Raw genomic sequence first — 24162 nt, 5'->3', positions numbered from 1 at the left:
TCAACCACGGGCCTGCACCTTAGCTTCAGCCAGCCCGGAAATACCCAGGCCAGGGGCGTTCGGCAGCACCACGGACGCTCCGTCGTAGCGGATGCCGCCCTGCACCGGTGACCAGGCCAGCCACCAGGCGGCGTCCAGGTCGGCGACCGCGGTGGTGCCGTACGCGGCGACCAGACTCGCCGCCGCCCCGATGCCGACCTGGCTCTCCATCATCGAGCCGACCACCGTGCCGAGCCCGTGCGCGGTGGCCAGATCGAGGAGCGTCCGGGCCGGGTGCAGCCCGCCACACTTGGCCAGCTTGACGTTGACCAGGTCGGCGGCCCGGCGGCGGATCACCTCCACCAGGTCGCGGACCCCGAAGACCGCCTCGTCGGCCAGGATCGGCACGGACACCCGGTCGCTGACCCAGGCCAGCCCGTCCAGGTCCCAACGGACCACCGGCTGCTCGACCAACTCGACCTCGAGCCCGGCGTCCTCGATGCCGCGGATCACCCGGACCGCCTCCCGGGGCGTCCAGCCCTGGTTGGCGTCCAGCCGGATCCGGGTGCCGGGGCCGACCGCCGCGCGTACCGCGCGGACGCGGTCCAGGTCACTGGCCGCGTCGGTGCCGACCTTCAACTTGAGCACGTCGAAACCGTCGGCCTGCCGCTGCCGCGCCGCCGCCGCCAGGTCCACCGCGTCGCCCGCCGCCAGCGTGACGTCCGTCGGGACGCGCAGCCTGGTGCCGCCGAGCAACCGCACCAGGGGTACGCCCAGCCGTTGCGCGGCGAGGTCGTGCAGGGCGACGTCGACCGCCGCCTTCGCGGCCTCGTTGCCGACCACCGCGCGCTGCACCTCGGCGCAACGGGTCACCAGGTCGTCCGGGTCACGGCCGATCAGCTGTGGGCCGAGCAACTCGCGGACGCACGCCTGCGCGCCGGCGACCGACGCGCCGGTGACCTGCCACACCTGGGGCGCCTCGCCGAAGCCGGACCGGCCGTCGCTGTCGACGAGTTCGACGACCAGGGTGTCCACTGTGGTGGTACGACGCAGGGCGGTGACGAACGGGGTGTGTAAGGGGGCGGAAACCCGGTGGGTGCGTACCGCCGAGATCGTCATGTACGGCACCCTATACGCAGGTTGACGGCGGGAGGGGAGACCGGATGACCGGGCAGGGCTGGGAACTGGTGGGTGCACCGAACGCGCGTGACCTGGGCGGGCTAGTCGGCGCGGACGGGCGGCGGGTCCGGGTGGGTCAGCTGGTCCGTACCCCGGCGTTGGGACGGCTGACCGACGAGGACCTGCCGGTGCTGGCGAAGCTGGGGCCGGCGTGCGTGCTGGATCTGCGCGCCGCAACGGAGATCGCGGTGGCCCCGGCGGATCGGCTGGCCGGTGAGCCGCGGGTGGTGCGCCTGCCGGTGCACGATCCGGAGCACCCGGTCTTCACGTACGTGTCGGCGGTGCTGCTCGGTCACGACCTGGGCGCGTACGCGGAGCTGGCCCGGCAGGGCACGGTGGGGGCGATGGCGGCGATCTACCGTTGGTTCGTCACGGGTGAGTCGGCGCGGGTCGGTTTCGCCGAGGCGGTGCGGTTGGCGGCCCAGCCGGAGAACCTGCCGCTGCTCTACCACTGCTCGGCCGGCAAGGACCGCACCGGTTGGCTGACCGTCATCCTGTTGACGGCGCTCGGGGTGGACGACGCGGCGATCCGCGCCGACTACCTGCGCAACAACGAGCTGACCGACAGCCTGCGCGCGGTGATCGTCGAGGCGATGCGGCGGCGCAGTCCCGAGCTGGACGTCGAGGCGGTGCTGCCGGTGCTGGAGGTTCGCGCCGAGTACCTGGACGCCGGTTATGACGAGGTGCGTCGGGTGCACGGTTCGTTCGACGGGTACCTGCGTGACGGGCTGGGTCTCACCGACGCCGACCTCAGGGCACTGCGGGCGCAGCTGCTGGAGTGACCGGCGCGCCGGTGGGGGTGTCGGCGCGGCCGACGTCGGGCCGCCGGGTCAGAGTTGGTGGCGGGCGGCCCAGACCTGCGCCGAGATGTGCGCGATCAGCAGGCAGGCGTCGTCCTCCACCTGGTCGCCGCCGGCGGTGCCGTCGGCCGGGTCGGTGGTGGTGCAGACGGCGATCAGGTACGGCGGGGCGTCGTCGGGCAGCACCACGCCGACGCCGTGGCGGACGCCGCGTACCCAACCGTTCTTGTGCGCGACGCGGGTGCCCTCGGGCAGGCCGGCGGCCAGGTCCTCGCGGTGTTCCTGGGCGAACAGGACGTCCAGCATGGCGGTGCAGGCGCTCGGCGAGGCGAGCCGGCCGGGGGTGGTGGTCCCGGTGGCCAGCGCGCCGAGCAGGGCGGCCAGGTCGGCGGCGGTGACGGTGTTGGTGATGCCGGCCTCGCGGGCGGCGAAGTCTTCGATGCCGCGGCCGGTGACGCTGTTTCGGGCTCCGGCGCGTGCCCAGACGTCGGCGACCGCGGGCAGCCCGACGTGTCCGAGAACCAGGTTGGTGGCGAGGTTGCTGGAGCGCACGATCATCCGGTCGGCCAGCCAGCGCAGTGACGCGGTGTCGCCGAGCCGGTCCCAGACGGCGTCGTCGTTGTCGTAGGGCTGGGCGCAGCCGAAGCGGGGTGCGCCGGGTTGGGCGGAGTCGAAGTCGTTGACGACCGGGACCGGGGCGTCGAGCTCCAGGGTGCCGGCCTCGGCGGCGCGGTGCAGTGCGGCGAGCACCGCCACCTTCATGGTGCTCGCGGCGTAGTGGGTGGCGTCCGGGTGACGGGTCCAGGTGGGTGGCGCGTCCAGCCGGCCCACGTACGCCGAGACGGTGCCGGGCACCCGGTCCAGGTGGGCGTCGAGATCATCCCAGGTCATGCCGGTGACCGTAGCGGATCACGGGTGGGCGGGATCGCGTACCCGTGGCGGGAAACGGACGGGCGCGCCGGCCGCAAGCGGCCGACGCGCCCGTCGCCGGGTGCTGCGGTGGTCAGCCGGCGTGCTTGCGGCGGGCGGCGGCCCGGCCGCGCTGCTGCTGGTCGAGCACCACCTTGCGGATGCGCACCGCGGTCGGGGTGACCTCGACGCACTCGTCCTCGCGACAGAACTCCAGCGCCTGCTCCAGGGAGAGCTTGCGCGGCGGGATCAGCTTCTCCGTCTCGTCGGAGGTCGACGCCCGCATGTTGGTGAGCTTCTTCTCCTTGGTGATGTTGACGTCCATGTCGTCGGAGCGGGAGTTCTCTCCGACGATCATGCCCTCGTACACCTCGGTGGTGGGTTCGACGAAGAGCTGGCCGCGCTCCTGAAGGTTGATCATCGCGAAGGCGGTGACCGCGCCGGCCCGGTCGGCGACCAGCGACCCGTTGTTGCGGGTGCGCAGCTCGCCGAACCACGGCTCGTACGACTCGAAGACGTGGTGCAGGATGCCGGTGCCCCGGGTGTCGGTGAGGAACTCGGTGCGGAAGCCGATCAGGCCGCGCGCCGGGACCAGCCACTCCATCCGGATCCAGCCGGTGCCGTGGTTGACCAACTGCTCCATCCGGCCCTTGCGGGTGGCGAGGAGCTGGGTGATCGCGCCGAGGTACTCCTCGGGCGCGTCGATGGTCAGCCGCTCGACCGGCTCGCAGGTCTTGCCGTCGATCTCCTTGGTGACGACCTGCGGCTTGCCGACGGTCAGTTCGTAGCTCTCCCGGCGCATCTGCTCGACCAGGATGGCCAGCGCCAGCTCACCGCGGCCCTGCACCTCCCAGGCGTCCGGTCGCTCGGTGGGCAGCACCCGCAGCGACACGTTGCCGATCAGCTCCTTGTCGAGCCGGTCCTTGACCATCCGCGCGGTGACCTTGGAGCCCTTGACCCGGCCGACCAGCGGCGAGGTGTTGGTGCCGATGGTCATCGAGATGGCCGGCTCGTCGACGGTGATCAGCGGCAGCGGAACCGGGTTCTCGATGTCGGCCAGCGTCTCACCGATCATGATCTCCGGGATGCCGGCGACGGCGATGATGTCGCCGGGGCCGGCGGTCTCGGCCGGCTTGCGCTCCAGGCCCTCGGTCATCAGCATCTCGGAGATGCGGACCCGCTGGGTGCTGCCGTCGGTGCGGCACCAGGCCACCGTCTGGCCCTTGCTGATGGTGCCCTGGCGGACCCGGCACAGCGCCAGCCGGCCGAGGAACGGCGAGGCGTCGAGGTTGGTGACGTGCGCCTGCAACGGCGCGCCGTCCTCGAACGCGGGTGCCGGGATGGTGTCCAGCAGGGTGCGGAACAGCGGCTCCAGGGAGGTGCTGTCGTCGGGGACCGAGCCGTCGGCGGGCTGGGTCAGCGAGGCGATGCCGTCGCGGGCGCAGGCGTAGACGATCGGGAAGTCGATCTGCTCCTCGTCGGCGTCCAGGTCGAGGAAGAGCTCGTAGGTGTCGTCCACGACCTCCTTGATCCGGGCGTCGGGGCGGTCCACCTTGTTGATCACCAGGATGATCGGCATCCGGGCCCGCAGCGCCTTACGCAGCACGAAGCGGGTCTGCGGCAGCGGGCCCTCGCTGGCGTCGACGAGCAGCACCACGCCGTCGACCATGGTGAGGCCGCGCTCCACCTCGCCGCCGAAGTCGGCGTGGCCGGGGGTGTCGATGATGTTGATGGTGACCGGGTCGGAGCCGTCCGCCGGCAGGTACCGCACGCCGGTGTTCTTGGCCAGGATCGTGATGCCCTTTTCCCGCTCCAGGTCCCCGGAGTCCATCACCCGCTCGGTGTTCTCGCCGCGTGCGCCGTACGCGCCGGCCTGCCGCAACATGGCGTCGACCAGGGTGGTCTTGCCGTGGTCGACGTGAGCGATGATGGCGACGTTGCGGAGGTCGGTGCGAAGCTGCATACCCTCTATCCTTCCGCCTGCGCTCGCGCAGGCTGCGTCGGGGTCACCCCCAGGTGCCCCTGATCTATGGTGAAACCGCTGTGCCGGTGGTTCCCCCGGCTGGCATGCTGGCTCCCGTGTCCCGGGGGCCTGAGTGCACGACCTGCTGACCTGGGTGCAGGGTCTGCCCACCCAGTGGATCTACCTGGTCGCCGCGCTGATCGTGGCGGGCGAGACCGCGGTGATCTTCGGCCTGCTCGTGCCGGGTGAGGCTACCCTGCTGCTGGTCGGCTTCCTCACCTACAACGGTACCTTGCGGCTCGGGCCGGCGTTGCTCGTGATGATCGTCGCGGCGGTCCTCGGCGACGGGCTGGCCTTTCGCGCCGGGCGGCGGTACGGCCCCCGGCTGCGCGCCGGGCTGGGTCACCGGGTCGGGCCCGCGCGGTGGGCCCGGGCCGACGCCATGCTGGCCCGCCTCGGTGGTCGGGGGGTGTTCGCCGCCCGATGGGTGGCCTTCGCCCGGACCCTGGTGCCTCGGCTGGCCGGTGCGGCCGGCATGCCGTACCGGCGGTTCGGACTGTGGAACCTGGCCGGGGTGGTGACCTGGGTGGGCGGCTCGGTGCTGCTCGGTCACCTCGCCGGTGAGTCGTACGACACGGTCTCCCGGCTGCTCGGCCGGGCCACCGGCGTGGCGCTGCTGCTGCTGGCCGGTCTGGTGGGTGTGGTGCTCGTTGGGCGGTGGTTGGGTCGCAACCCCGACCCGGTACGCGCGCTGCTGTCCCGCGCGGGCGCGCTGCCCCCGGTGCGCTGGCTCACCGCCCGCTACGGGGTGCTGTTCTTCCTGGTCGCCATGCGGATCGGCCCGGCCTGGACGCTGCTGCTCAATCTGGCCGCCGGGCTGGTGCTGCTGTTCGCCGCCGGGCTCGCCATCGCCGGTCTGCTCGCCGTGGCGGTGCGCAACAGCGGGCTGGCCGCGCTGGACGGCGCCATCGCGGGGTGGTTCGCCGCCCGACGTACCCCGGATGCCGCCGAGGCCACCCTGGTCGTGGTGTCGGTGGTACGAGGGTCGGTGTTGATCCTGTTGGTGGCGCTGGTGGCGGCGGTGCTGGCGTGGCGCAACCGGCCCTGGCGGGCGGATCTGCTCGGCGTGGTCGGCACGGTTGGCGCGTTCGTGCCGCTCGTGGTGCTGGCCGTGGTGGCCGAGTTGACCGGCCCGAACGGGACGGCCCCGGGCGGCGGCGAGGTGGCCGCGCTGTCGACCCAGAACGCGGTGGTCGCGGCGAGCTTCTGCACCCTGGCCTGGCTGGTGTCGCGCAGCGCCCGGTGGCCGGTGGCGGTGGCCGCCTGGACCACCGCCGCGGCCGGGGTGCTCGGGATCGGCGGCGCGCGGCTCTATCTCGGTCTGGAGACGGCGAGTGGGACCGCCGCGGCGGTGCTGCTCGGGGTGCTCTGGACGGTGGTGTTCGTGGTGGCCTGGGCCACCCGGGACCGGGCGGTGGGGGACCGCGAGCCGCCGGTGGAGCAGGCCCGTCGGCCGTCGAAGGGGCACCGCCGGCCGGTCGAGCCTTGCTAGGGTGCGGCGACGGTCAAACGGGGGAGGCACGGGCATGGTGCGACAGACCGGTCGGCGGTGCGCCGCGGTGCTCGCCGGGCTCCTGCTGGCGAGCGCGCTGGTCGGCTGCGCCGCCAAGGGGGAGAGCCCGCAGGACCTGGCCGCGCCGGTCGCCGTCACCGACGCGCCGACGGATGCCCCGGCCGACGAGGTCAGCGGGGAGCCCAGCCCGTCGGTGAGCGCCGTGGAGTCGATGGGCGCCGCGCCGACGTCCCGGGCGACCCCGACGCCGACGGCGACGGCGGCGGCGGCGAAGAAGCCGACCCGCGTGGCGCCGAAACCGCGCGCGGTGGCGAAGCCGCCCACCGAGACCGAGGTCCCGCCAGCGCCGCCGAAGCCGGCGCCGACCTCCTGCAAGCCGAGCTACAAGGGCACCCAGGCGAGTCGGGCCGCGGTGAAGGCGGCGTTGACGAACGCGGCGGACCGCACCTACTGGCCGGTCTCCGCACCGGACATCAAGATCCCGCTGAACCTGCTCAAGGCCACCGCCTGGCAGGAGAGTGGCTGGCAGTCCAACATCTACGCCTGCGACGGCGGGGTCGGGCTGTTGCAGGTGATGCCGGCCACCGCGACCTGGATGAACCAGCGGTTCGAGAAGAGCTACGAGATCGACGCCTACCAGGACAACGCCTACCTCGGCGCCACCTACCTGGCCTGGGCGACCAAGTACATCGGTGACATGTACTTCGAGTCCGACTTCCGTCTCGACCCGGCCCTGTGCACCGCCGAGCTGAACTCCTGCCTGCTCAACGCGGTCATCGCCGCGTACAACTTCGGGCACGGGGCGGTGGCGCAGGAGGGAAAGCCGCTGACCATCCCCAACCCGTCGTACGTGCGCAACGTGCGGGCGCTGATGAGCGAGTGCGTCTGCCTGGACTACTGACCTCGACGGACCAGCAGGGTGTCGAGCAGGACACCGATGCAGACGATGATGGCGATCTGGGTCAACGTGATCAGCGGCAGCACACCGAGCACGGCGAAGACCGCGGCGAGCAGGACTCCGGCGCTGGTGATCACGCCGCCGGTGACCCGCAGGGCGGAGAGCATCCCGTCGCGGGTGCCGGCGCTGCGGGCGGGCAACTGGTCCGGTAGGCGCTGCACCTGGGTCGACTGCCACCGGGCGGACAGGCCGGTGGCGGAGACCGGTGCCGCGTTGTCCGGCTGGGGCGTGGCTGACCCCAGGTCTTTCGAAAGGCAAGTATCTTGATAGTCGAGATTATCGACGGCTGCTCTATGCTGCAACCCGGAACCGACGACGGGAAGAGCGGCACGAGGTGGCGACTCACGGCATGTACCGGCGGCGCGACACGCGCCGCGAGCAGCTGGTCGCGGAGATCACCAACAACCTGCGGCGGTACTCGGTGGACGCCCAGCAGGTCGGCCACGCCTTCGCCAACCTGCACGGCCTCAACCCCACCGACCTACAGGCTTTGATCGCGGTGACGGACGCCGAGCTGCTCGGTGAGCCGATCACCCCAGGCCGTCTCGGTGAACAGCTGAACCTCTCCTCGGGCTCGGTCACGGCCCTGATCGACCGCTTGGAACGGGCCGGGCACATCCGGCGCGACCGGGACACCGTCGACCGACGCAAGGTGCTGCTGCACTACGCCGACCAGGGCGCCGCCCTGGCCATGGAGTTCTTCCAGCCGCTGGGCGCCCGTACCGACACGGTGATGGCCCGCTTCGGCGAGGACGAGCTGGAGGTGGTGCACCGGTTCATGGCGGAGATGAGCGAGTCGCTGCGCGGGCACCGGGACGCGGTGCGCGCCGCCCGGCCCGAGCCACCCCGCCGCCCGACGGGCTGAGCGGTGCCGGACCGGCTCGTCGCCCGCCTCGCCAGCGCCGCGCTGCGCCTGGCACCGACCCGCCCCGGCCCGGTGCGGGTCACCCGCGACCGTGCGGTCCGGACCCGCGACGGTGTGCTGCTGCGCACCGATCACTACGCCCCGGGCGTCCAGGACGCGCCAACCGTGCTGATCCGCACCCCCTACGGCCGGGGTGGACCACTGCGGCTGCTCGGCCGGCTGCTCGCCGCACGGGGTCGACACGCGGTGATCCAATCGTGCCGGGGCACCGGCGGCTCCGGTGGGACGTTCGCCCCGCTCGTCCACGAGCGCGACGACGGTCTGGACACCCTGGACTGGCTGCGTCGCCAGCCCTGGTGGTCCGGCCAGCTGGGCATGTTCGGGGTCAGCTACCAGGGCTTCGCGCAGTGGGCGCTGGCCGCCGACGCCGACGAGGAGCTGCGCGCGATGGTCGCGGTGGTCACCGCCTCGGCCACCCGGGACTCGACGTACGCGGGGGAGTCCTTCGCCCTGGACACGGTGCTGACCTGGGCGGAGCTGCTGCACGCGCAGACCGTGCCGTGGCTGGCCCGGCAGTGGGAGCTCAAGCGCGGGCAGCCCCGGCTGGCCGCCGCGCTGGAGCATCTGCCGCTGACCGATGCCGACCGGGTGGCCACCGGCGTGACCATCCCGTTCTTTCAGGAGTGGCTGCGCCACCACACCCCGCAGGCCGCGTACTGGCGCACCCGGGTCTTCGCCGACCGGGTCGCCCGGGTGCGGGCGCCGGTGGTCATGGTCACCGGTTGGCACGACATCTTCCTGCCCGCCCAGCTCGACGACCACGCCGTGCTGCGCGCCGCCGGCACACCGCGGCGCCTGGTGATCGGCCCGTGGACGCACGGCAGCCCCGGACTGTTCGTGGCCGCGCTGCGCGAGGGGCTGACCTGGCTGGACGAGCACTTGCCGACCGGGCCACCGACGAGCGGGCGGTCACGGCCCGCCGTCGCGCCGGTTCGGCTGTACGTCAGTGGTGCCGGTGGCGGCTGGCGGGACCTGCCGGACTGGCCACCGCCGGCGGTCGAGACCGCCTGGCACCTGCATGCCGGCGGTGAGCTGGCGGTACGCCCCCCGGTCGCGTCGACGCCGGACGAGTTCCGCTACGATCCCGCCGACCCCACTCCGTCGGTGGGCGGGCCACTGCTCGTCGCCCAGCGGGCCGGCCCGGTGGACAACCGGCCCGTCGAGGCCCGTTCCGACGTGCTGACCTACACCAGCGCCCCGCTGACCGGGCCGCTCGAGGTGACCGGCCCGGTACGCGCCGAGATCCACGTCCGCAGCGAGTTGCCGCACCTGGACGTCTTCGTCCGGCTCTGCGATGTGGACCGTCGGGGTCGCTCGTGGAACGTCTGCGACGGTCTGGTGCGGGTCACACCCGAGCGCTTCCCGGCCGACCTCGCCGGGGTGCTGCGAATTCCGGTGCCGCTGTGGCCGACCGCCTACCGGTTCGCCACCGGGCACCGACTGCGTGTGCAGGTCTGCGGTGGCGCCCATCCGCGGTGGGCCCGAAACCCCGGCACGGGAGAACCCCTCGGCACGGCGGTGACGCTGCGTGCCGGTTGGCGGCAGGTTCTGCACGACCCGGCGTACCCCTCGGCGCTGGTGTTGCCGATCGTCCACTCTGCCCCGCCTGAGTATCCATTCTGAACGGACCCTTCCTGACCTGGGCGTTTGCCGGAAACGCGGGCTATGGTGGAGTCAACGCCCGGCGCCGTGCACCAGTAGGCCGGGCCCGTCCAAAGCCCAGCACCGCGTACGCGGTGTGATGTCGTGCCCGGCCCCCGTTCATCGGAAAGGGGGACCCCATGACCCGGGCCCCGGCTAATCTCCTGGCCGTCCGAAGCCTGCTCCTCACCCACCTCGACAACGCCCCTGGGCCCGACGACCTCGATCCGGGCGAGGTCGGCATCGTCGGCGACTCGGCCCACCGAGGCGGCTACCACTGTGGTTCGGACCGGGTGGTCCCCAACGACTACTCGGTGGTCGAGTCGCCCCGCGACCGGGCCGGGCTGACCCTCGACGCGGCGGCGCTGGACGTCGGCCAGTTCAATGTCCGCTCGGGTGGTCGTAACAACACCCTGCCCACCTTTTCGATCTGGTGCGTCGCGCAGTGCGCGGCGAACGCGGCCGACACCCGGGACATCCGCGAGATCATCTACAGCCCCGACGGCACCACGGTGAAGCGGTGGGACCGTCTCGGCAAGCGCACCACTGGTGACAGCTCGCACCGCTGGCACACCCATTTCAGCTTCTTCCGCGACGCCATCAAGGCGGGTCGCGACCAGCGGCCGTTGTTCCGCCGCTACCTCAGCTCCATCGGACTCCTGGAGGACGACATGACCCCCGAAGAACACAACTGGCTCGCGACCGTCCACAAGAACCTCACCGTGCTGGACGGCCGCAACCCGGTCGGGCAGATCTACACCCGGATGGCGATGGGTGAAGACGTCACCGTCCCGAACTACACCCCGGCGCACCCGACGCTGAAGTCGATCGCCGCGCAGGTGAGCGCCTTGCAGACCGCGCTGACCGCGTTCTCGAACCGGGACTTCACCGACGAGCCGGCGATCGTGCAGGGCGTCCTGGCCTCGCTGACGCCGGAGAAGATCGCCGCCGCCATCCCACCCACCATGGCCAAGCAGGTCGCCGACGAGTTGGCGCGCCGGTTGGCCGCCTGAGCGGGGGGGCGGCCCGTAGCCGCCGGGCCGCCCCCTCTTGGGCAACAGTTCTTATGCAATAGACGTTGCACAACGGCTGTTGCGAGTGCGATCCTGTCCGCATGGACACCCCCGACGTACGCCAGATCACCGATTCCCGGGTGCTGGCCGCCATGGCCCACCCGCTGCGTCGGCGGCTGATGGACGTGCTCAAGGTGCACGGGCCCGCCACCGTCGGCCTGCTCGCCGAGCGCACCGACCAGGCCCCCGCGAACGTCAGTCACCACCTCAAGGTGCTCGCCGCCGCGGACCTGGTCACCGAGGCGCCCGAGTTGGCCCGGGACCGACGCGAGCGGTGGTGGCGCCTGGTCACCCGAGGGCTGCGCTGGTCCAACGCCGACTTCGACGCCGACCCGGCCTCCCGAGCGGTCGCCGACGCCGCCACCTCGCTCAACCTGGACCGGCACGTCGCCCTCGCGCGGGCCTGGCACGCCGCCGACGAGACCATTCAGGCCACCTGGAACGACGCGCCCTTCTCCACCGACCACTGGCTGCACCTCACGCCCGAGGAGTTGGCCGAGCTGAGCCGCGAGATGATCGATCTCCTCGCGCGCTGGGCCGACCGTGACCTGCCCGACGACGACGCGGACCGTCGCCCGGTCTTCGTGTTCGTCCACGGCGTACCGGCCCGCCCGTGACCACCACCGCCACCCGCAGCGGCCCCACCGAAACCCGGCCGACCGGCGGGCTGCTGCGGCACCGTGACTTCCGGCTGCTCTGGGCCGGCCAGGCGGTCAGCAGCGTCGGCAGCAACGTCACCACGGTCGCATTGCCGCTGGTCGCGGTCGCCGTCCTCGACGCCGGCACCTTCCAGGTGGCGGTGCTCACCGCCGCGGCCTGGCTGCCCTGGTTGCTGATCGGCCTGCCGGCCGGCGCGTGGGTCGACCGACTACCCCGCCGACCGGTGATGGTGATCTGCGACCTGTTCTGCGCGGCGGCCTTCCTCAGCGTGCCGCTGGCCGCCCTGCTGGACTGGCTCACCGTCGGGCAACTGCTGGTGGTCGCCCTCAGCGCGGGCGCCGCGCGGGTCTTCTTCGAAACCGCCGACCAGGTCTACCTGCCGGTGCTGCTGCGAGCCGAGCAACTGCCGGAGGGCAACGCGAAGCTTCAGGCGACCCAGACCGTGAGCTACGTCGTCGGGCCCGGCCTCGCCGGCCTGATCGCCCAGCTCACCGGCGCCGTCGCCGCGCTGCTGCTGGACGCGCTCACGTTCCTGCTCTCCGCGGTCCTCCTGCTGCGGATCCGCACCCGCGAACCACGCGTACGCCGATCGAGCCGCTCCCGGTCGCTGCGCCGGGACATCACCGAGGGGCTGCGCTTCGTCATCCGGGACCCGTACCTGCGGGCGCTCACCGTCTTCGGCGCGGCCAGCAACATCGGGCTGACCGGCTACCAGGCCGTCCTGGTGGTCTTCCTGGTCCGCGAGCTGCGTCTCGAACCGGGTCTGGTCGGCGCGCTGGTCGGGGTGATGAGCGCCGGCGGGATCATCGGAGCACTCCTCGCCACCACGCTCGCCCGGCGTTGCGGCACCGCGCGGGCCCTGCTGATCGCGGCGCTGCTCACCGGCCCGCCCGCGCTGCTGATCCCGCTCGCCGCGCCCGGCATCGGGCTGACCTGGCCGGCTCTCGGTGGTCTGCTGATCGGCCTCGGGGTGGCCATCGGCAACGTTGTCAAAGGTGCCTTCCGGCAGACGTACACGCCGCACCACCTGCTGGGCCGGGTGACGGTCAGCATGCACCTGCTCAACTACGGCACGATCCCGCTGGCAGCCGTGCTGGCAGGCGCGATCGGCGCACGTTACGGCGCTGGGACAGCAATCGGAGTGATGACCGCCTGGCTGGCGCTCACTCCGTTGATTTTGTTGATCGGGCCAATCCGGAGGCGGCGGGACCTGCCCGCCGCCCCGGTGGCGTCTTGAGTGCACTGCGACGGCGGCCGCAGACCGGCCGCCGTCACCGGCACGGAGCTACATCGGGCGGACGTTGTCCGCCTGCGGACCCTTCTGCCCCTGGGTCACCTCGAACTCGACCTTCTGGCCCTCGTTGAGCTCCCGGTAGCCGCTCGTCGCGATGGCGGAGTAGTGGACGAACACGTCCGGACCCCCGCCGTCCTGCTCGATGAAGCCGAAGCCCTTTTCCGAGTTGAACCACTTAACCGTGCCGGTTGCCATGCATCTCTCCCTGTTCAAAGCGGCTGACCCTCGGCCTCTGGCCGATGATCGCCCGTACCTGTTCGACAGTAACGGGCAAAACCCCGATCCGCTGGCCGAAGTGCCGTAGGTCTTCGGGTGAAGTCGGGTGAACTCTGCGCGGCGGCATGCGAAACCCGCCCCGACCAACCGCCGCTGGGGCATGCTTGCGCCGATGACAGGTGCCGCAGCCGACGCGCTGACCGAGCTGGAACGCGAGATCGACGCGCCCGGCTCCGGTCTGGACCGGCTCCGGTTGACGCCCACCCCGTTCGTCCCCGAGGTGCGGCTGTACCTGGCCGAGGACGCCATCGTCTGGTGGTCTCGGATGGAAGCCGCCGCCGGGCACGCGTTGCCCGCGCCGTACTGGGCGTCCGCCTGGCCGGGAGGGCAGGCCCTGGCCCGACACCTGCTGGACCACCCGGAGTTGGCCGCCGGTCGCCGGGTGCTCGACCTCGCCGCCGGGTCCGGACTGGTGGCCATCGCCGCCGCGCTGGCCGGCGCCGCAGACGTGATCGCCAACGACATCGACCCGTACGCCGTCGCCGCCGTCACCCTGAACGCGCGGGCCAACCGTGTGGCCGTCGACGCCACCGGCGACGACCTGCTCGACGGCACCGAAACGAAAGCCGACCTGGTCCTCGCCGGTGACGTCTTCTACGACCGCGCGATGGCCGACCGGATGCTGCCGTTCCTGCAGCGGGCCGCCGCCGGAGGTGCCGACGTACTGGTCGGCGACCCTGGCCGGGGGCACCTGCCGGCGGACCGCCTGACGGTGCTGGCCGACTACCCGGTGCCCACCACCGAACCGTCGGTCGACTCGTCACTCCGCCGCGTGCAGGTGCTGCGACCCCGCTGAACCCGGGGGGCCCGCCTCAGGGGCGACCCCGAGGCGGATACCAGGGGGCACTGGGGGCTACGACCCGATGTCCGAAGTGGTGCGGCGGTCCTAGCGTGATCGCATGACGCAATGGCTGACCCAGATCGGAGAACTACCGGTTCTGCTGCTGATGGGGGCCCTCGGGCTCGTCATGCTCTTCGACGCCGTACCCCTGCTGGGTGTCCTGATCCCCGGCGACGTCGCGATCCTGGCCGCGGTCGGGGTCGGCCGCCCGACCACCGGGCTGGCCACCTTCACCGCGGTGCTGGTCGGCTGCCTGGCCGGCTGGTCGATGAGCTTCCTGATCGGCCGCCGCTACTCCGAACGACTCCGACACAGCCGCGTCGGTGGCTGGATCGGCGAGACCCGCTGGGTGGCGGCGGAAGGAATCCTCCGACGTGGAGGCGGCCGGATGATGGTCGTCGCGCCGTTCCTGCCCGTCTTCAACGCGCTGCTGCCGCTGGCCGCCGGTGGGCTGCGGATGTCGTACCGCCGATTCCTCGGCTGCGCGACGCTCGGCGCGGCCGCCTGGGCCGGTCTCTACCTCGCCCTGGGCGCCGCGTCCCGGTCGGTGGCCGGACTGCTGCCGGGGAGCCCCAGCCCGCTGCTGGTCACGATGGGGGTTGGTCTGGTGCTGGCTTCCGTCGTGTTGCTGGGGGCGCGGCGGCGGTTGTTCTCGGTCGTTGGCTGAGCTTTTTCTGCGGGGGTACGGGGGCACGGGGGCGCGCTCCGGGCGGTCAGGCTTGATCCCTGTGCCGGGCACGGCGGGCCCCCGCCCCCGTGGTGGTTCCGGGTCGTGCGGAGGTGCCGCCGCCGTCGGTGGGTCTAGATCTTCGTGGTCAACGGTCAGCGGTTGGTGTTCTTGGATTGGTGGTGGGTTACCAGCCTCGGGCTTTCCATTGGGGGAGGGCTGGGCGCTCCGCGCCGAGGGTGCTGTCCTTGCCGTGGCCCGGGTAGAACCAGGTGTCGTCCGGCAGTTGGTCGAACAGCTTGTGCTCGACGTCGCTGATCAGCGCGGCGAAGCGCTCCGGGTCGTTGTCGGTGTTGCCCACCCCACCGGGAAAGAGACTGTCGCCGGTGAACAGGTGCGGGGTGCCGGCCGGGTCGCGGTAGAGCAACGCGATCGAGCCCGGGGTGTGCCCCGTGATGTGGATGACCTCCAGCGCGCAGTCGCCGACCGCCACCGTGTCGCCGTCGGCCAGCCGCTCCGCCTCGATCGGCAGCCCCGCCGCGTCGTCGGCGTGCACCAGCGCGCGGGCGCCGGTCTTGGCGACGACCTCCTCCAGCGCCACCCAGTGATCCATGTGCTGGTGGGTCGTCACCACGGCGGTGAGCCCGCCGTCGCCGATCAAGTCCAACAGGCGGGGTGCCTCGTTGGCGGCGTCGATCAGCACCTGGTCACCGGTGCTCGTGCAGCGCAGCAGGTAGGCGTTGTTGTCCATCGGGCCCACCGACAGCTTGCTGATGGTCAGCCCGTCCAGCTCCCGAACCGCCGGCGCTCCGCCGTGGGTGACGTCTCCGCTGTATGTCATGAGGTCTCTATATCCATTCCGGTGGAGTAGGCAGGGGGCCGTCGGGGGTGACGGAGAGCGGGGCGCCGTCGGCGCGGCCGATCAGCCAGGCGGCAAGGTCGGAGACGGGACCGGCGACGATCGGGGCGCCACCGCGATCCCCGATCACCACCTCGTGCCCGCTGCCGTCGAGGCGGAGCACCATCGACGGCGGTGTCGGCCCGTTGCCGTGATGACTGGCCGCCTCGCGCAGCAGTCGGTGGGCGAATGTGTCCGACCAGTCCGCGGCGCGGTAGTCGGCGGCCAGGTCGAGGTGGTGCACCTCGATCTCCCGCAGGCGGCCCCAGACGAGCAGCGCGGCCGGCCACGGGCCCTTACGCGCCTGCACGGTCGCGGCCCAGGCCTCGGCCGGCATCGCCGCGACCGCCTCGGAGAACAGGTCCGCGGTGCGTCGCAGATCGTCCAGGTGCGCGGCCGGTGGCCGGCCGGAACCGGCTTCGATGTCCGCCGTGCGGGTCTCCAGCGAGGCGTACATCGGCAGCGCCGCCCCGGTGCGGGCCGCGGTGAGCAGGTTGACGAAGCCGTCGGCGTTGCGCGCCAGATGCGCCAGCACATGGCCGCGCGTCCAGCCCGGCAGCAGCGACGCGGCGGCCAGGTCCGCGGCGTCGAAAGAGGCGGCGGTACGCAGTAGTCGGCTGGTGGCCGCGTCCACCTCGCCCATCAGCAGCAGCGGATCCGTGGTCACCCGTCGACCCTAGCGGTCCGCCGCCCGCGCCGTCGCCGGGGAAATCGCTTTCGGCGCGTCGGCGCGCCACCTACCGTCAGCGGCAGACGCGGCACCGGGACATCGGACGGAGGTGGTGATCATGCCGGACGTGGCACGCGTGTTCCGCCATCACCAACCGTCGACACCGATGAGGATGCCATGACGATCGATCTGACCGCCCTCGGCTGGGACGCCGAGCGGGCGGCGTACGACGCGCGACGCGGCGAGCACCAGCCGGGCCGGGTGGCCCGGGTGGACCGGGGGGTCTGCACGGTGCTCACCACGACCGGCCCGGTCCGGGCCAGCCTGGGCGGGGCGGTGCTCGCCGCCGCCGCGCCGGATCCGTCCGCACTGCCCTGCGCCGGGGACTGGGTGCTGCTCACCCACTGGCCGGACCGCCGGGTCACCGTGGAGACGGTGCTGCCGCGGCGAGCCGCCCTGATCCGGCGTACCGCCGGCAAGGACGCCAGCGGCCAGGTGCTGGCCGCCAACCTCGACGCCGCCGCCGTGGTGGAGCCGGTGCACCCCGAGCCGGATGTGGGCCGGATCGAGCGGCTGCTCTCCCTGGTTCACGAGTCCGGGGCCCGGCCACTGGTCGTGCTGACGAAGGCGGACCTGGCGGCCGACCCGACCGCGCTGGCCCGCCAGTTGGCCGCGGTCGCCCCCGGGGTGCCGGTGCTGCCGGTCAGCGCCGAACGCGGCGTCGGGCTGGACCCGTTGCGCGCCGAGGTGGTGCCCGGCCGCACGCTCGGCCTGCTCGGCCCGTCCGGTGCTGGCAAGTCGAGCTTGGTCAACGCCCTGGTCGGGGCGGTGATGATGCCCACCCAGGCGATCCGGCGCGTCGACGGCAAGGGTCGGCACACCACCACCTGGCGGGCCCTCGTACCCATCCCCGGTGGGGGTGCGGTGATCGATACGCCCGGTGTCCGGGCGGTGGGCCTGCTGGACGGCGCGGCCGGGCTGGACCGGGCGTTCGCCGATATCGCCGGGCTGGCCGAGGGCTGCCGGTACGCCGACTGCGGTCACGACGGCGAGCCCGCCTGCGCGGTCCGGGATGCGCTGCACAGCGGTGAGCTCTCCCCCCGTCGGTGGGAGAGTTGGCGGCGGCTGCAGGGCGAGGTGGCCCACGAGAGCCGCCGGCGGGAGGCGCGGGTGGCCGCGGAACGGCGTGGCGGGTGGCGTTCGGCGCGGCGCCGGGCGGCGCGTCCGCCGGCGCCCGGGGGCTACTGACCGGGGTTCGCGGCCGACGTCCGACCGCGCGGCCGACCGGGCTGAGCTGGGGGAATGTGCGGGCGGGGGAAACTGTCATACCTCGGGGCTAGAGTTGCCGAGGCGTGTTTTCCGCGCCCGCACGACCGCTCAAGACCACCCAGAGCGGGACAGATCCTTTGCTTCGTCTTCTCCCGGGAGTACACGCACCGTGGCCGACCGACTGATTATCCGTGGCGCGCGCGAGCACAACCTGCGTGACGTCAGTCTCGACCTGCCCCGGGACGCTCTCATCGTGTTCACCGGGCTGTCCGGGTCGGGCAAGTCGAGCCTGGCCTTCGACACGATCTTCGCCGAGGGGCAGCGCCGCTACGTCGAGTCGCTCTCGTCGTACGCCCGGCAGTTCCTCGGCCAGATGGACAAGCCCGACGTCGACTTCATCGAGGGCCTGAGCCCGGCCGTCTCGATCGACCAGAAGTCCACCTCGCGTAACCCGCGGTCGACCGTCGGCACCATCACCGAGGTCTACGACTACCTGCGTCTGCTCTACGCCCGCATAGGTGAGCCGCACTGCCCGGTCTGCGGCGAGCGCATCTCCCGGCAGAGCCCGCAGCAGATCGTCGATCGGGTCCTCGCCATGACCGAGGGCACCAAGTTCATGGTGCTCGCCCCGGTGATCCGCGGCCGCAAGGGCGAATATGTCGACCTCTTCGCCGAGCTGCAGGCCAAGGGTTACGCCCGGGCCCGGGTCGACGGCGTGGTGCACCCGCTGACCGAGCCGCCGAAGCTCAAGAAGCAGGAGAAGCACACCATCGAGGTGGTGATCGACCGGCTCACCGTCAAGCCGAGCGCCAAGCAGCGGCTGACCGACTCGGTCGAGGCGGCCCTGGGTCTGTCCAGTGGCCTGGTGCTGCTCGACTTCGTCGACCTGCCCGAGGACGACCCGGACCGGGAGCGCCGCTACTCCGAGCACCTGGCCTGCCCCAACGACCACCCGCTCGCCATCGAGGATCTCGAGCCCCGGGTCTTCTCCTTCAATGCGCCCTACGGCGCCTGCCCGGAGTGCACCGGCCTGGGCACCAAGAAGGAGGTCGACCCGGAGCTGCTGGTCCCCGACCCGGAGCGCAGCCTGCGCGAGGGCGCCATCCAGCCCTGGTCCACCGGGCACAACCTGGAATACTTCCTGCGCCTGTTGGAGGCGCTCGGCGAGGCCCAGCACTTCGACATCGACACGCCGTGGCGGGCGTTGCCGGCGCGGGCGCAGAAGACGATCCTGCACGGCTCCGACGACCAGGTGCACGTGCGCTACCGCAACAAGTACGGCCGGGAGCGCTCCTACTACACCGGCTTCGAGGGCGTGGTGCAGTGGATCGAGCGCCGGCACTCCGACACCGAGTCCGAGTGGTCCCGCGACAAGTACGAGGGCTACATGCGCGACGTGCCGTGCGCGGCGTGCGGCGGCGCCCGGCTCAAGCCCGAGGTGCTCGCGGTCACGTTGGCCGGCAAGAGCATCGCCGAGGTCTGCAACCTGTCCGTGGGGGAGTGCGCCGACCTGCTCGCCGGCATCGAGCTGACCGACCGGCAGAAGATGATCGCCGAGCGGGTCCTCAAGGAGATCAACGCCCGGTTGCGGTTCCTGCTCGACGTCGGCCTGGACTACCTGTCCCTGGACCGCCCGGCCGGCACGCTCTCCGGCGGTGAGGCACAGCGCATCCGGCTGGCCACCCAGATCGGCTCCGGCCTGGTGGGGGTGCTCTACGTGCTCGACGAGCCGTCGATCGGCCTGCACCAGCGCGACAACCACCGGCTGATCGAGACGCTGATCCGGCTGCGTGGGCTGGGCAACACGCTGATCGTGGTGGAGCACGACGAGGACACCATCCGCACCGCCGACTGGATCGTCGACATCGGGCCCGGCGCGGGCGAGCACGGCGGCAAGATCGTGCACAGCGGCTCGGTGCCGGCGCTGTTGAAGAACAAGGAGTCGATCACCGGGGCGTACCTGTCCGGTCGACGGTCGATCCCGACGCCGACCGGCCGCCGCCCACAGGACCCGGCCCGGGAGCTGGTGGTGCACGGCGCGCGGGAGCACAACCTGCGCAACCTGACCGTCTCGTTCCCGCTGGGCCAGCTGATCGCGGTCACCGGGGTCAGCGGCTCGGGCAAGTCGACGCTGGTCAACGACATCCTCTACGCGGTGCTCGCCAACCAGATCAACGGGGCCCGGCTGGTGCCCGGCCGGCACACCCGCGTCTCCGGTCTGGAGCATGTGGACAAGGTCGTCGGTGTGGACCAGTCGCCGATCGGTCGGACGCCGCGCTCCAACCCGGCCACCTACACCGGCGTCTGGGACCACGTCCGCAAGCTCTTCGCCGAGACCACCGAGGCGAAGGTACGCGGGTACGGCCCGGGCCGGTTCTCCTTCAACGTCAAGGGCGGGCGCTGCGAGGCGTGCTCGGGTGACGGCACCATCAAGATCGAGATGAACTTCCTGCCCGACGTGTACGTCCCCTGCGAGGTCTGCAAGGGCGCCCGGTACAACCGGGAGACCCTCGAGGTGCACTACAAGGGCAAGACCGTCTCGGACGTGCTGGAGATGCCGATCGAGGAGGCCGCCGAGTTCTTCTCCGCCATCCCGGCCATCCACCGGCACCTCAAGACGCTCGTCGACGTCGGCCTGGGCTACGTACGCCTCGGTCAGCCCGCGCCGACCCTCTCCGGCGGTGAGGCGCAGCGGGTCAAGCTCGCCTCCGAGCTGCAGAAGCGCTCCACCGGGCGGACGGTCTACGTGCTCGACGAGCCGACCACGGGTCTGCACTTCGAGGACATCCGCAAGCTGCTGATGGTGCTCGAAGGGCTGGTCGACAAGGGCAACACGGTGATCACCATCGAGCACAACCTCGACGTGATCAAGACGGCGGACTGGCTGATCGACATGGGTCCGGAGGGCGGCCACCGGGGCGGCACCGTGCTCGCCACCGGCACCCCGGAGGAGGTCGCCGAGGTGGCGGAGAGCCACACCGGCGAGTTCCTGCGTCAGGTGCTCAAGCTCGACGGCGCGGCCAAGGGTGCGGCTGCCGCCACCACCCGGGCCGCCAAGGCCAACGGCGCGACCAAGACGCGGGCCAGCCGCAAGGTGCCGGCCGGCGCGCGCTGACCCCGACCCTCCCCGGGGCAGGTTGCGCTCGGCGCTACTGGCGGGTCGCGTGCGTGTCCGTTGGGGCGGGTCGAACTACGGCCCGCCCCGCCCCATTTGCCGGGTCGGACGGATGCCGCGATGAACCATCCGGCACAGTTGCCCGTGTGGAGAAGTGTGGCCGGTTTCTTGCCGGCGCAGCGGGCGAGAGAGAGGCGAGGCATGAGTGACGATCAGGCGCTGACCGGTTCGGGTACGCAGACACGTCGTACCCTGCTCACCGGCGTCGGGGCGGTCGGCGCGGCCGTCGTTCTGGCTGCCTGCGGCAGCGAAGACGGCGGTGGCAGCGCCGCACCGACCAGTGGTGGTCCCGCCGTGCCCAGCACCGGTGACGCAGGCGGCGGCGACCGGCAGAATGCTCAGTCGCTGGCCACCACCGCCGACATCCCGGTCGGTGGCGGCAAGATCCTCGCCGCCGAGGGCGTGGTCATCACCCAGCCCACCGCCGGCCAGTTCAAGGGCTTCAGCCCGATCTGTACGCACCAGAACTGCCCGGTGACGAACGTCGACGGCGGCACGATCAACTGCACGTGCCACTTCAGCAAGTTCTCGATCGAGGACGGGTCGGTCAAGGCTGGTCCGGCCACCAAGCCGCTGCCCCCGAAGCCCGTCAAGGTGGTCGGCGACCAGATTTCGTTCGCCTGACGGCCCGCCCGGCCTGTCCCAGGCTGTCGGCGCGCGGCCTGGTCCGCCCCGCCCCCGCCCCCGCCAGCCCGGCCCGGCTTGGCGGTCCGCCCGGCCCGGCTTGGCGGTCCGCCCGGCCCGGCTTGGCGGTCCGCCCGGCCCGGCTTGGCGGTCCGCCCGGCCCGGCTTGGCGGTCCGCCCTAGTCCGGCCGCTTGATCGACTCGTGTTCTAGGAAGTCGGGGTGTCCGCGGCCTGCCGACACCCCGACATCCGCGAAGGCGAGTGGATCACGCGCCTGCGGTGGGCTGTCGGTGCTGCGGACTAGGCTTGTTGGCGTGGCTGACCCCTCGACCTACCGTCCCGCACCCGGCACCATCCCGGAGTCTCCGGGGGTCTACCGCTTCCGCGACGGCACCGGCCGGGTGATCTACGTCGGCAAGGCGAAGAACCTGCGCAGCCGGCTCAACTCATACTTCGGCGACATCTGGAACCTGCACGAGCGCACCCGGCAGATGGTGACCACCGCCGAGTCGGTGGACTGGATCATCGTCGGCACCGAGGTCGAGGCGCTTCAGCACGAGTTCACCTGGATCAAGCAATACGATCCGCGGTTCAACGTCCGCTACCGCGACGACAAGTCGTACCCCTATCTGGCCGTCACCCTCGACGAGGAGTATCCGCGGCTGCAGGTGATGCGCGGCGCCAAGCGCAAGGGTGTGCGCTACTTCGGTCCGTACTCGCACGCCTGGGCCATCCGGGAGACCCTCGACCTGCTGCTGCGGGTCTTCCCCGCGCGGACGTGCTCCGCCGGGGTGTTCAAGCGGGCCGGCCAGGTCGGGCGTCCCTGCCTGCTGGGCTACATCGGCAAGTGCTCGGCGCCGTGCGTCGGCACCGTCTCCGCCGAGGAGCACCGGGCCATCGTCGACGGGTTCTGCGACTTCATGGCCGGGCGCACCGACACCATGGTCCGCAAGATCGAACGCGAGATGACCGAGGCGAGCGAGCAACTGGAGTTCGAGCGGGCCGCCCGGCTGCGTGACGACGTGGCCGCGCTCCGTCGGGCCATGGAAAAGCAGACCGTGGTGCTCGGCGACGGCACCGACGCTGACGTCGTCGCGTTCGCCGACGACCCGCTCGAGGCGGCCGTGCAGGTCTTTCACGTCCGCGACGGCCGGGTCCGCGGCCAGCGCGGCTGGGTGGTGGAGAAGACCGAGGACCTGACCACCGGCGACCTGGTTCACCACTTCTGCACCCAGGTGTACGGCGGCGAGCACGGCGAGGCCGACGTACCTCGGGAGCTTCTGGTGCCCGAGCTGCCCGCGGACGCCGACGCGCTGGCCGACTGGCTCTCCGACCACCGGGGCAGCCGGGTGTCGCTGCGGGTGCCGCAGCGTGGCGACAAGCGCTCACTGATGGAGACGGTGGAGCGCAACGCCAAGGACGCGCTGGCCCGGCACAAGCTGAAGCGATCCGGTGACCTGACCACCCGGGGCAAGGCACTGGACGAGATCAGCGAGGCGCTGGGCATGAGCACCTCGCCGCTGCGCATCGAGTGCTTCGACATCTCCCAGATCCAGGGCACCGACGTGGTCGCCAGCATGGTGGTCTTCGAGGACGGGCTGCCCCGCAAGAGTGAATACCGGCGGTTCATCGTCCGGGGCGCCACCGACGACCTCTCCGCGATGTCCGAGGTGCTCCGGCGGCGATTCGCCCGCTACCTGGACGCCCGGGCCGAGACGGGCGAGGTGGGAGTCGAGTCGGCCGACGACCCGGCCGCCCCACAGGACGCGGTCGAGCCGCAGGTCGGCGTCCTGATCGATCCGACCACCGGGCGGCCGCGGAAATTCGCGTACCCGCCGCAGTTGGTCGTCGTCGACGGCGGTGCCCCGCAGGTCGCAGCCGCCGCGCAGGCCCTCGCCGACCTGGGCATCGACGATGTGGCCCTGTGCGGTCTGGCCAAGCGGCTGGAGGAGGTGTGGCTCCCCGACGACGCGTTCCCGGTCATCCTGCCGCGCACCTCGGAGGGTCTCTACCTGCTGCAACGGGTGCGGGACGAGGCCCACCGGTTCGCCATCACCTTCCACCGGCAGCGCCGCTCCAAGCGGATGACCGAGTCGGCGCTGGACCAGGTGCCCGGCCTCGGGGAGGTGCGGCGCAAGGCGCTCCTGCGGCACTTCGGCTCACTCAAGCGACTGTCGGCCGCAACGGTCGAGGAGATCACCGAGGTGCCGGGGGTGGGTCGGCGCACCGCCGAGGCAATCCTGGCCGCCCTCGACAAGGACACCAAGGCCGGCGACGGCGCGGAGGCGAAGCCCAGCACCTGAGCACGCTCCTCGCCTCGTAGCCCAGCCGAGCATGATCGACTCGTGTTCCATGATGTCGGGGTGTCCCCGCGGTGCGGGACACCGCGGTTTCCGGGAACGCGAGTCGATCACGCCGATTCGTGCGCGGGGCGGGTTCGCGCGGCGTGTTGTGCGGGGCTGGTCGGGTCCGTGCGGTGCTCTGCCCCGTTCCGGCCGGTCTGCGCGGTGCGGTGCCCCGTTCCGGGCCGGTCCGTGCGGTGCTGTGCCCCGGTCCGGGCCGGTCCGTGCGGTGCTGTGCCCCGGTCCGGGCCGGTCCGTGCGCCCTGCCCCAGTTGAGACCGGGTTGAGTGCGCGAACGGCGCAGCCGGGAGTGATCGACTCGTGTTCCGTGATGTCGGGGTGTCCCCGGCGGCGGTTTCAAGCGGCGGTTGCAACCAGGTGTTTGTGGAGTACCTCGGCTGGATTCTGCCAGTCGAGGGTTTGGCGTGGTCGTCCGTTGAGTTCG

At 71.9% G+C, this 24162-nt stretch carries 20 protein-coding genes and 1 pseudogene; 14 read left to right on the top strand and 7 right to left on the bottom strand.

Annotated features, from left to right (window positions below; translation table 11 throughout):
* Positions 1-1098, bottom strand: coding sequence for a mandelate racemase/muconate lactonizing enzyme family protein (locus tag ACIBF8_RS11500; RefSeq protein ID WP_396782520.1), 1098 nt, complete (start codon positions 1096-1098; stop codon positions 1-3).
* Between the two features lie 44 nt (positions 1099-1142).
* Between ACIBF8_RS11500 and ACIBF8_RS11495 the strand changes: the two genes are divergently transcribed.
* Complete coding sequence (locus ACIBF8_RS11495; RefSeq protein WP_396782519.1) at positions 1143-1940, top strand: tyrosine-protein phosphatase; 798 nt, start codon at positions 1143-1145, stop codon at positions 1938-1940.
* A 48-nt stretch (positions 1941-1988) separates the two neighbouring features.
* On the opposite strand, the gene ACIBF8_RS11490 is transcribed toward ACIBF8_RS11495, so the two are convergent.
* Together ACIBF8_RS11490 and typA are read right to left on the bottom strand one after the other, a co-directional pair.
* Positions 1989-2849: a serine hydrolase gene (locus tag ACIBF8_RS11490; protein ID WP_396782517.1), complete on the bottom strand. Its 861-nt coding sequence runs from the start codon at positions 2847-2849 to the stop codon at positions 1989-1991.
* Positions 2850-2961: 112 nt separating this feature from the next.
* Positions 2962-4830, bottom strand: a complete 1869-nt coding sequence (gene typA / locus ACIBF8_RS11485; RefSeq protein WP_396782516.1) for a translational GTPase TypA — start codon at positions 4828-4830, stop codon at positions 2962-2964.
* Between the two features lie 133 nt (positions 4831-4963).
* On the opposite strand from typA, the gene ACIBF8_RS11480 reads away from it, so the two are divergent.
* Both ACIBF8_RS11480 and ACIBF8_RS11475 read left to right on the top strand, forming a co-directional pair.
* Positions 4964-6382, top strand: coding sequence for a DedA family protein (locus ACIBF8_RS11480; protein ID WP_396782514.1), 1419 nt, complete (start codon positions 4964-4966; stop codon positions 6380-6382).
* A 34-nt stretch (positions 6383-6416) separates the two neighbouring features.
* Positions 6417-7304 carry a transglycosylase SLT domain-containing protein gene (locus tag ACIBF8_RS11475; protein WP_396782513.1) on the top strand — a complete coding sequence of 296 codons (888 nt, stop codon included), beginning with the start codon at positions 6417-6419 and terminating at the stop codon, positions 7302-7304.
* A 5-nt stretch (positions 7305-7309) separates the two neighbouring features.
* On the opposite strand, the pseudogene ACIBF8_RS11470 reads toward ACIBF8_RS11475, so the two are convergent.
* Positions 7310-7495, bottom strand: a pseudogene (locus tag ACIBF8_RS11470) (MMPL family transporter); the annotation flags it as partial.
* A gap of 215 nt (positions 7496-7710) precedes the next feature.
* Between ACIBF8_RS11470 and ACIBF8_RS11465 the strand changes: the two are divergent.
* The 5 genes from ACIBF8_RS11465 to ACIBF8_RS11445 all read left to right on the top strand — a co-directional run bounded on the left by ACIBF8_RS11465 (position 7711) and on the right by ACIBF8_RS11445 (position 12897).
* Positions 7711-8226, top strand: a complete 516-nt coding sequence (locus tag ACIBF8_RS11465) for a MarR family winged helix-turn-helix transcriptional regulator (RefSeq protein ID WP_396783095.1) — start codon at positions 7711-7713, stop codon at positions 8224-8226.
* Between the two features lie 3 nt (positions 8227-8229).
* Complete coding sequence (locus tag ACIBF8_RS11460; RefSeq protein WP_396782511.1) at positions 8230-9909, top strand: CocE/NonD family hydrolase; 1680 nt, start codon at positions 8230-8232, stop codon at positions 9907-9909.
* A 158-nt stretch (positions 9910-10067) separates the two neighbouring features.
* On the top strand, positions 10068-10940 hold the full coding sequence (locus ACIBF8_RS11455) for a hypothetical protein (RefSeq protein ID WP_396782509.1): 873 nt from the start codon (positions 10068-10070) through the stop codon (positions 10938-10940).
* A gap of 101 nt (positions 10941-11041) precedes the next feature.
* Positions 11042-11617: an ArsR/SmtB family transcription factor gene (locus ACIBF8_RS11450; RefSeq protein WP_396782508.1), complete on the top strand. Its 576-nt coding sequence runs from the start codon at positions 11042-11044 to the stop codon at positions 11615-11617.
* The gene (locus tag ACIBF8_RS11445; protein WP_396782507.1) at positions 11614-12897 is read left to right on the top strand and encodes an MFS transporter; all 1284 of its coding nucleotides are present in this window, start codon (positions 11614-11616) and stop codon (positions 12895-12897) included. Before ACIBF8_RS11450 ends, ACIBF8_RS11445 begins: the two co-directional genes overlap by 4 nt.
* Before the next feature lie 48 nt (positions 12898-12945).
* Here ACIBF8_RS11445 and ACIBF8_RS11440 read toward each other — a convergent pair whose 3' ends face one another.
* The gene (locus ACIBF8_RS11440; RefSeq protein ID WP_007072071.1) at positions 12946-13149 is read right to left on the bottom strand and encodes a cold-shock protein; all 204 of its coding nucleotides are present in this window, start codon (positions 13147-13149) and stop codon (positions 12946-12948) included.
* Positions 13150-13342: 193 nt separating this feature from the next.
* On the opposite strand from ACIBF8_RS11440, the gene ACIBF8_RS11435 reads away from it, so the two are divergent.
* Positions 13343-14026 (top strand): class I SAM-dependent methyltransferase, encoded by a 684-nt coding sequence (locus tag ACIBF8_RS11435; protein ID WP_396782505.1) that lies wholly within the window; start codon positions 13343-13345, stop codon positions 14024-14026.
* Positions 14027-14129: 103 nt separating this feature from the next.
* Positions 14130-14738 (top strand): DedA family protein, encoded by a 609-nt coding sequence (locus ACIBF8_RS11430; protein ID WP_396782503.1) that lies wholly within the window; start codon positions 14130-14132, stop codon positions 14736-14738.
* A 187-nt stretch (positions 14739-14925) separates the two neighbouring features.
* Here ACIBF8_RS11430 and ACIBF8_RS11425 read toward each other — a convergent pair whose 3' ends face one another.
* Both ACIBF8_RS11425 and ACIBF8_RS11420 read right to left on the bottom strand, forming a co-directional pair.
* Positions 14926-15579, bottom strand: coding sequence for an MBL fold metallo-hydrolase (locus ACIBF8_RS11425; RefSeq protein ID WP_396782501.1), 654 nt, complete (start codon positions 15577-15579; stop codon positions 14926-14928).
* 7 nt (positions 15580-15586) lie between these two features.
* Positions 15587-16303 (bottom strand): maleylpyruvate isomerase family mycothiol-dependent enzyme, encoded by a 717-nt coding sequence (locus ACIBF8_RS11420; RefSeq protein WP_396782499.1) that lies wholly within the window; start codon positions 16301-16303, stop codon positions 15587-15589.
* Between the two features lie 180 nt (positions 16304-16483).
* Here ACIBF8_RS11420 and rsgA point away from each other — a divergent pair, with 180 nt between their 5' ends.
* The 4 genes from rsgA (at position 16484) to uvrC (ending at position 23678) form a co-directional block, all read left to right on the top strand.
* Positions 16484-17554, top strand: coding sequence for a ribosome small subunit-dependent GTPase A (rsgA, locus tag ACIBF8_RS11415; protein ID WP_396782497.1), 1071 nt, complete (start codon positions 16484-16486; stop codon positions 17552-17554).
* A 190-nt stretch (positions 17555-17744) separates the two neighbouring features.
* Positions 17745-20690, top strand: coding sequence for an excinuclease ABC subunit UvrA (uvrA, locus tag ACIBF8_RS11410; RefSeq protein WP_396782496.1), 2946 nt, complete (start codon positions 17745-17747; stop codon positions 20688-20690).
* A gap of 201 nt (positions 20691-20891) precedes the next feature.
* Positions 20892-21374, top strand: a complete 483-nt coding sequence (locus ACIBF8_RS11405) for a Rieske (2Fe-2S) protein (protein WP_396782495.1) — start codon at positions 20892-20894, stop codon at positions 21372-21374.
* A gap of 315 nt (positions 21375-21689) precedes the next feature.
* Positions 21690-23678, top strand: a complete 1989-nt coding sequence (gene uvrC / locus ACIBF8_RS11400; RefSeq protein WP_396782494.1) for an excinuclease ABC subunit UvrC — start codon at positions 21690-21692, stop codon at positions 23676-23678.
* Positions 23679-24162: the final 484 nt, after the last annotated feature.

Source organism: Micromonospora sp. NPDC050276, from assembly GCF_044459545.1.
Lineage (GTDB): Bacteria > Actinomycetota > Actinomycetes > Mycobacteriales > Micromonosporaceae > Micromonospora.
Note: the sequence above shows the minus strand (reverse complement) of the source record. Positions and strands in the feature narration are given on the sequence as shown.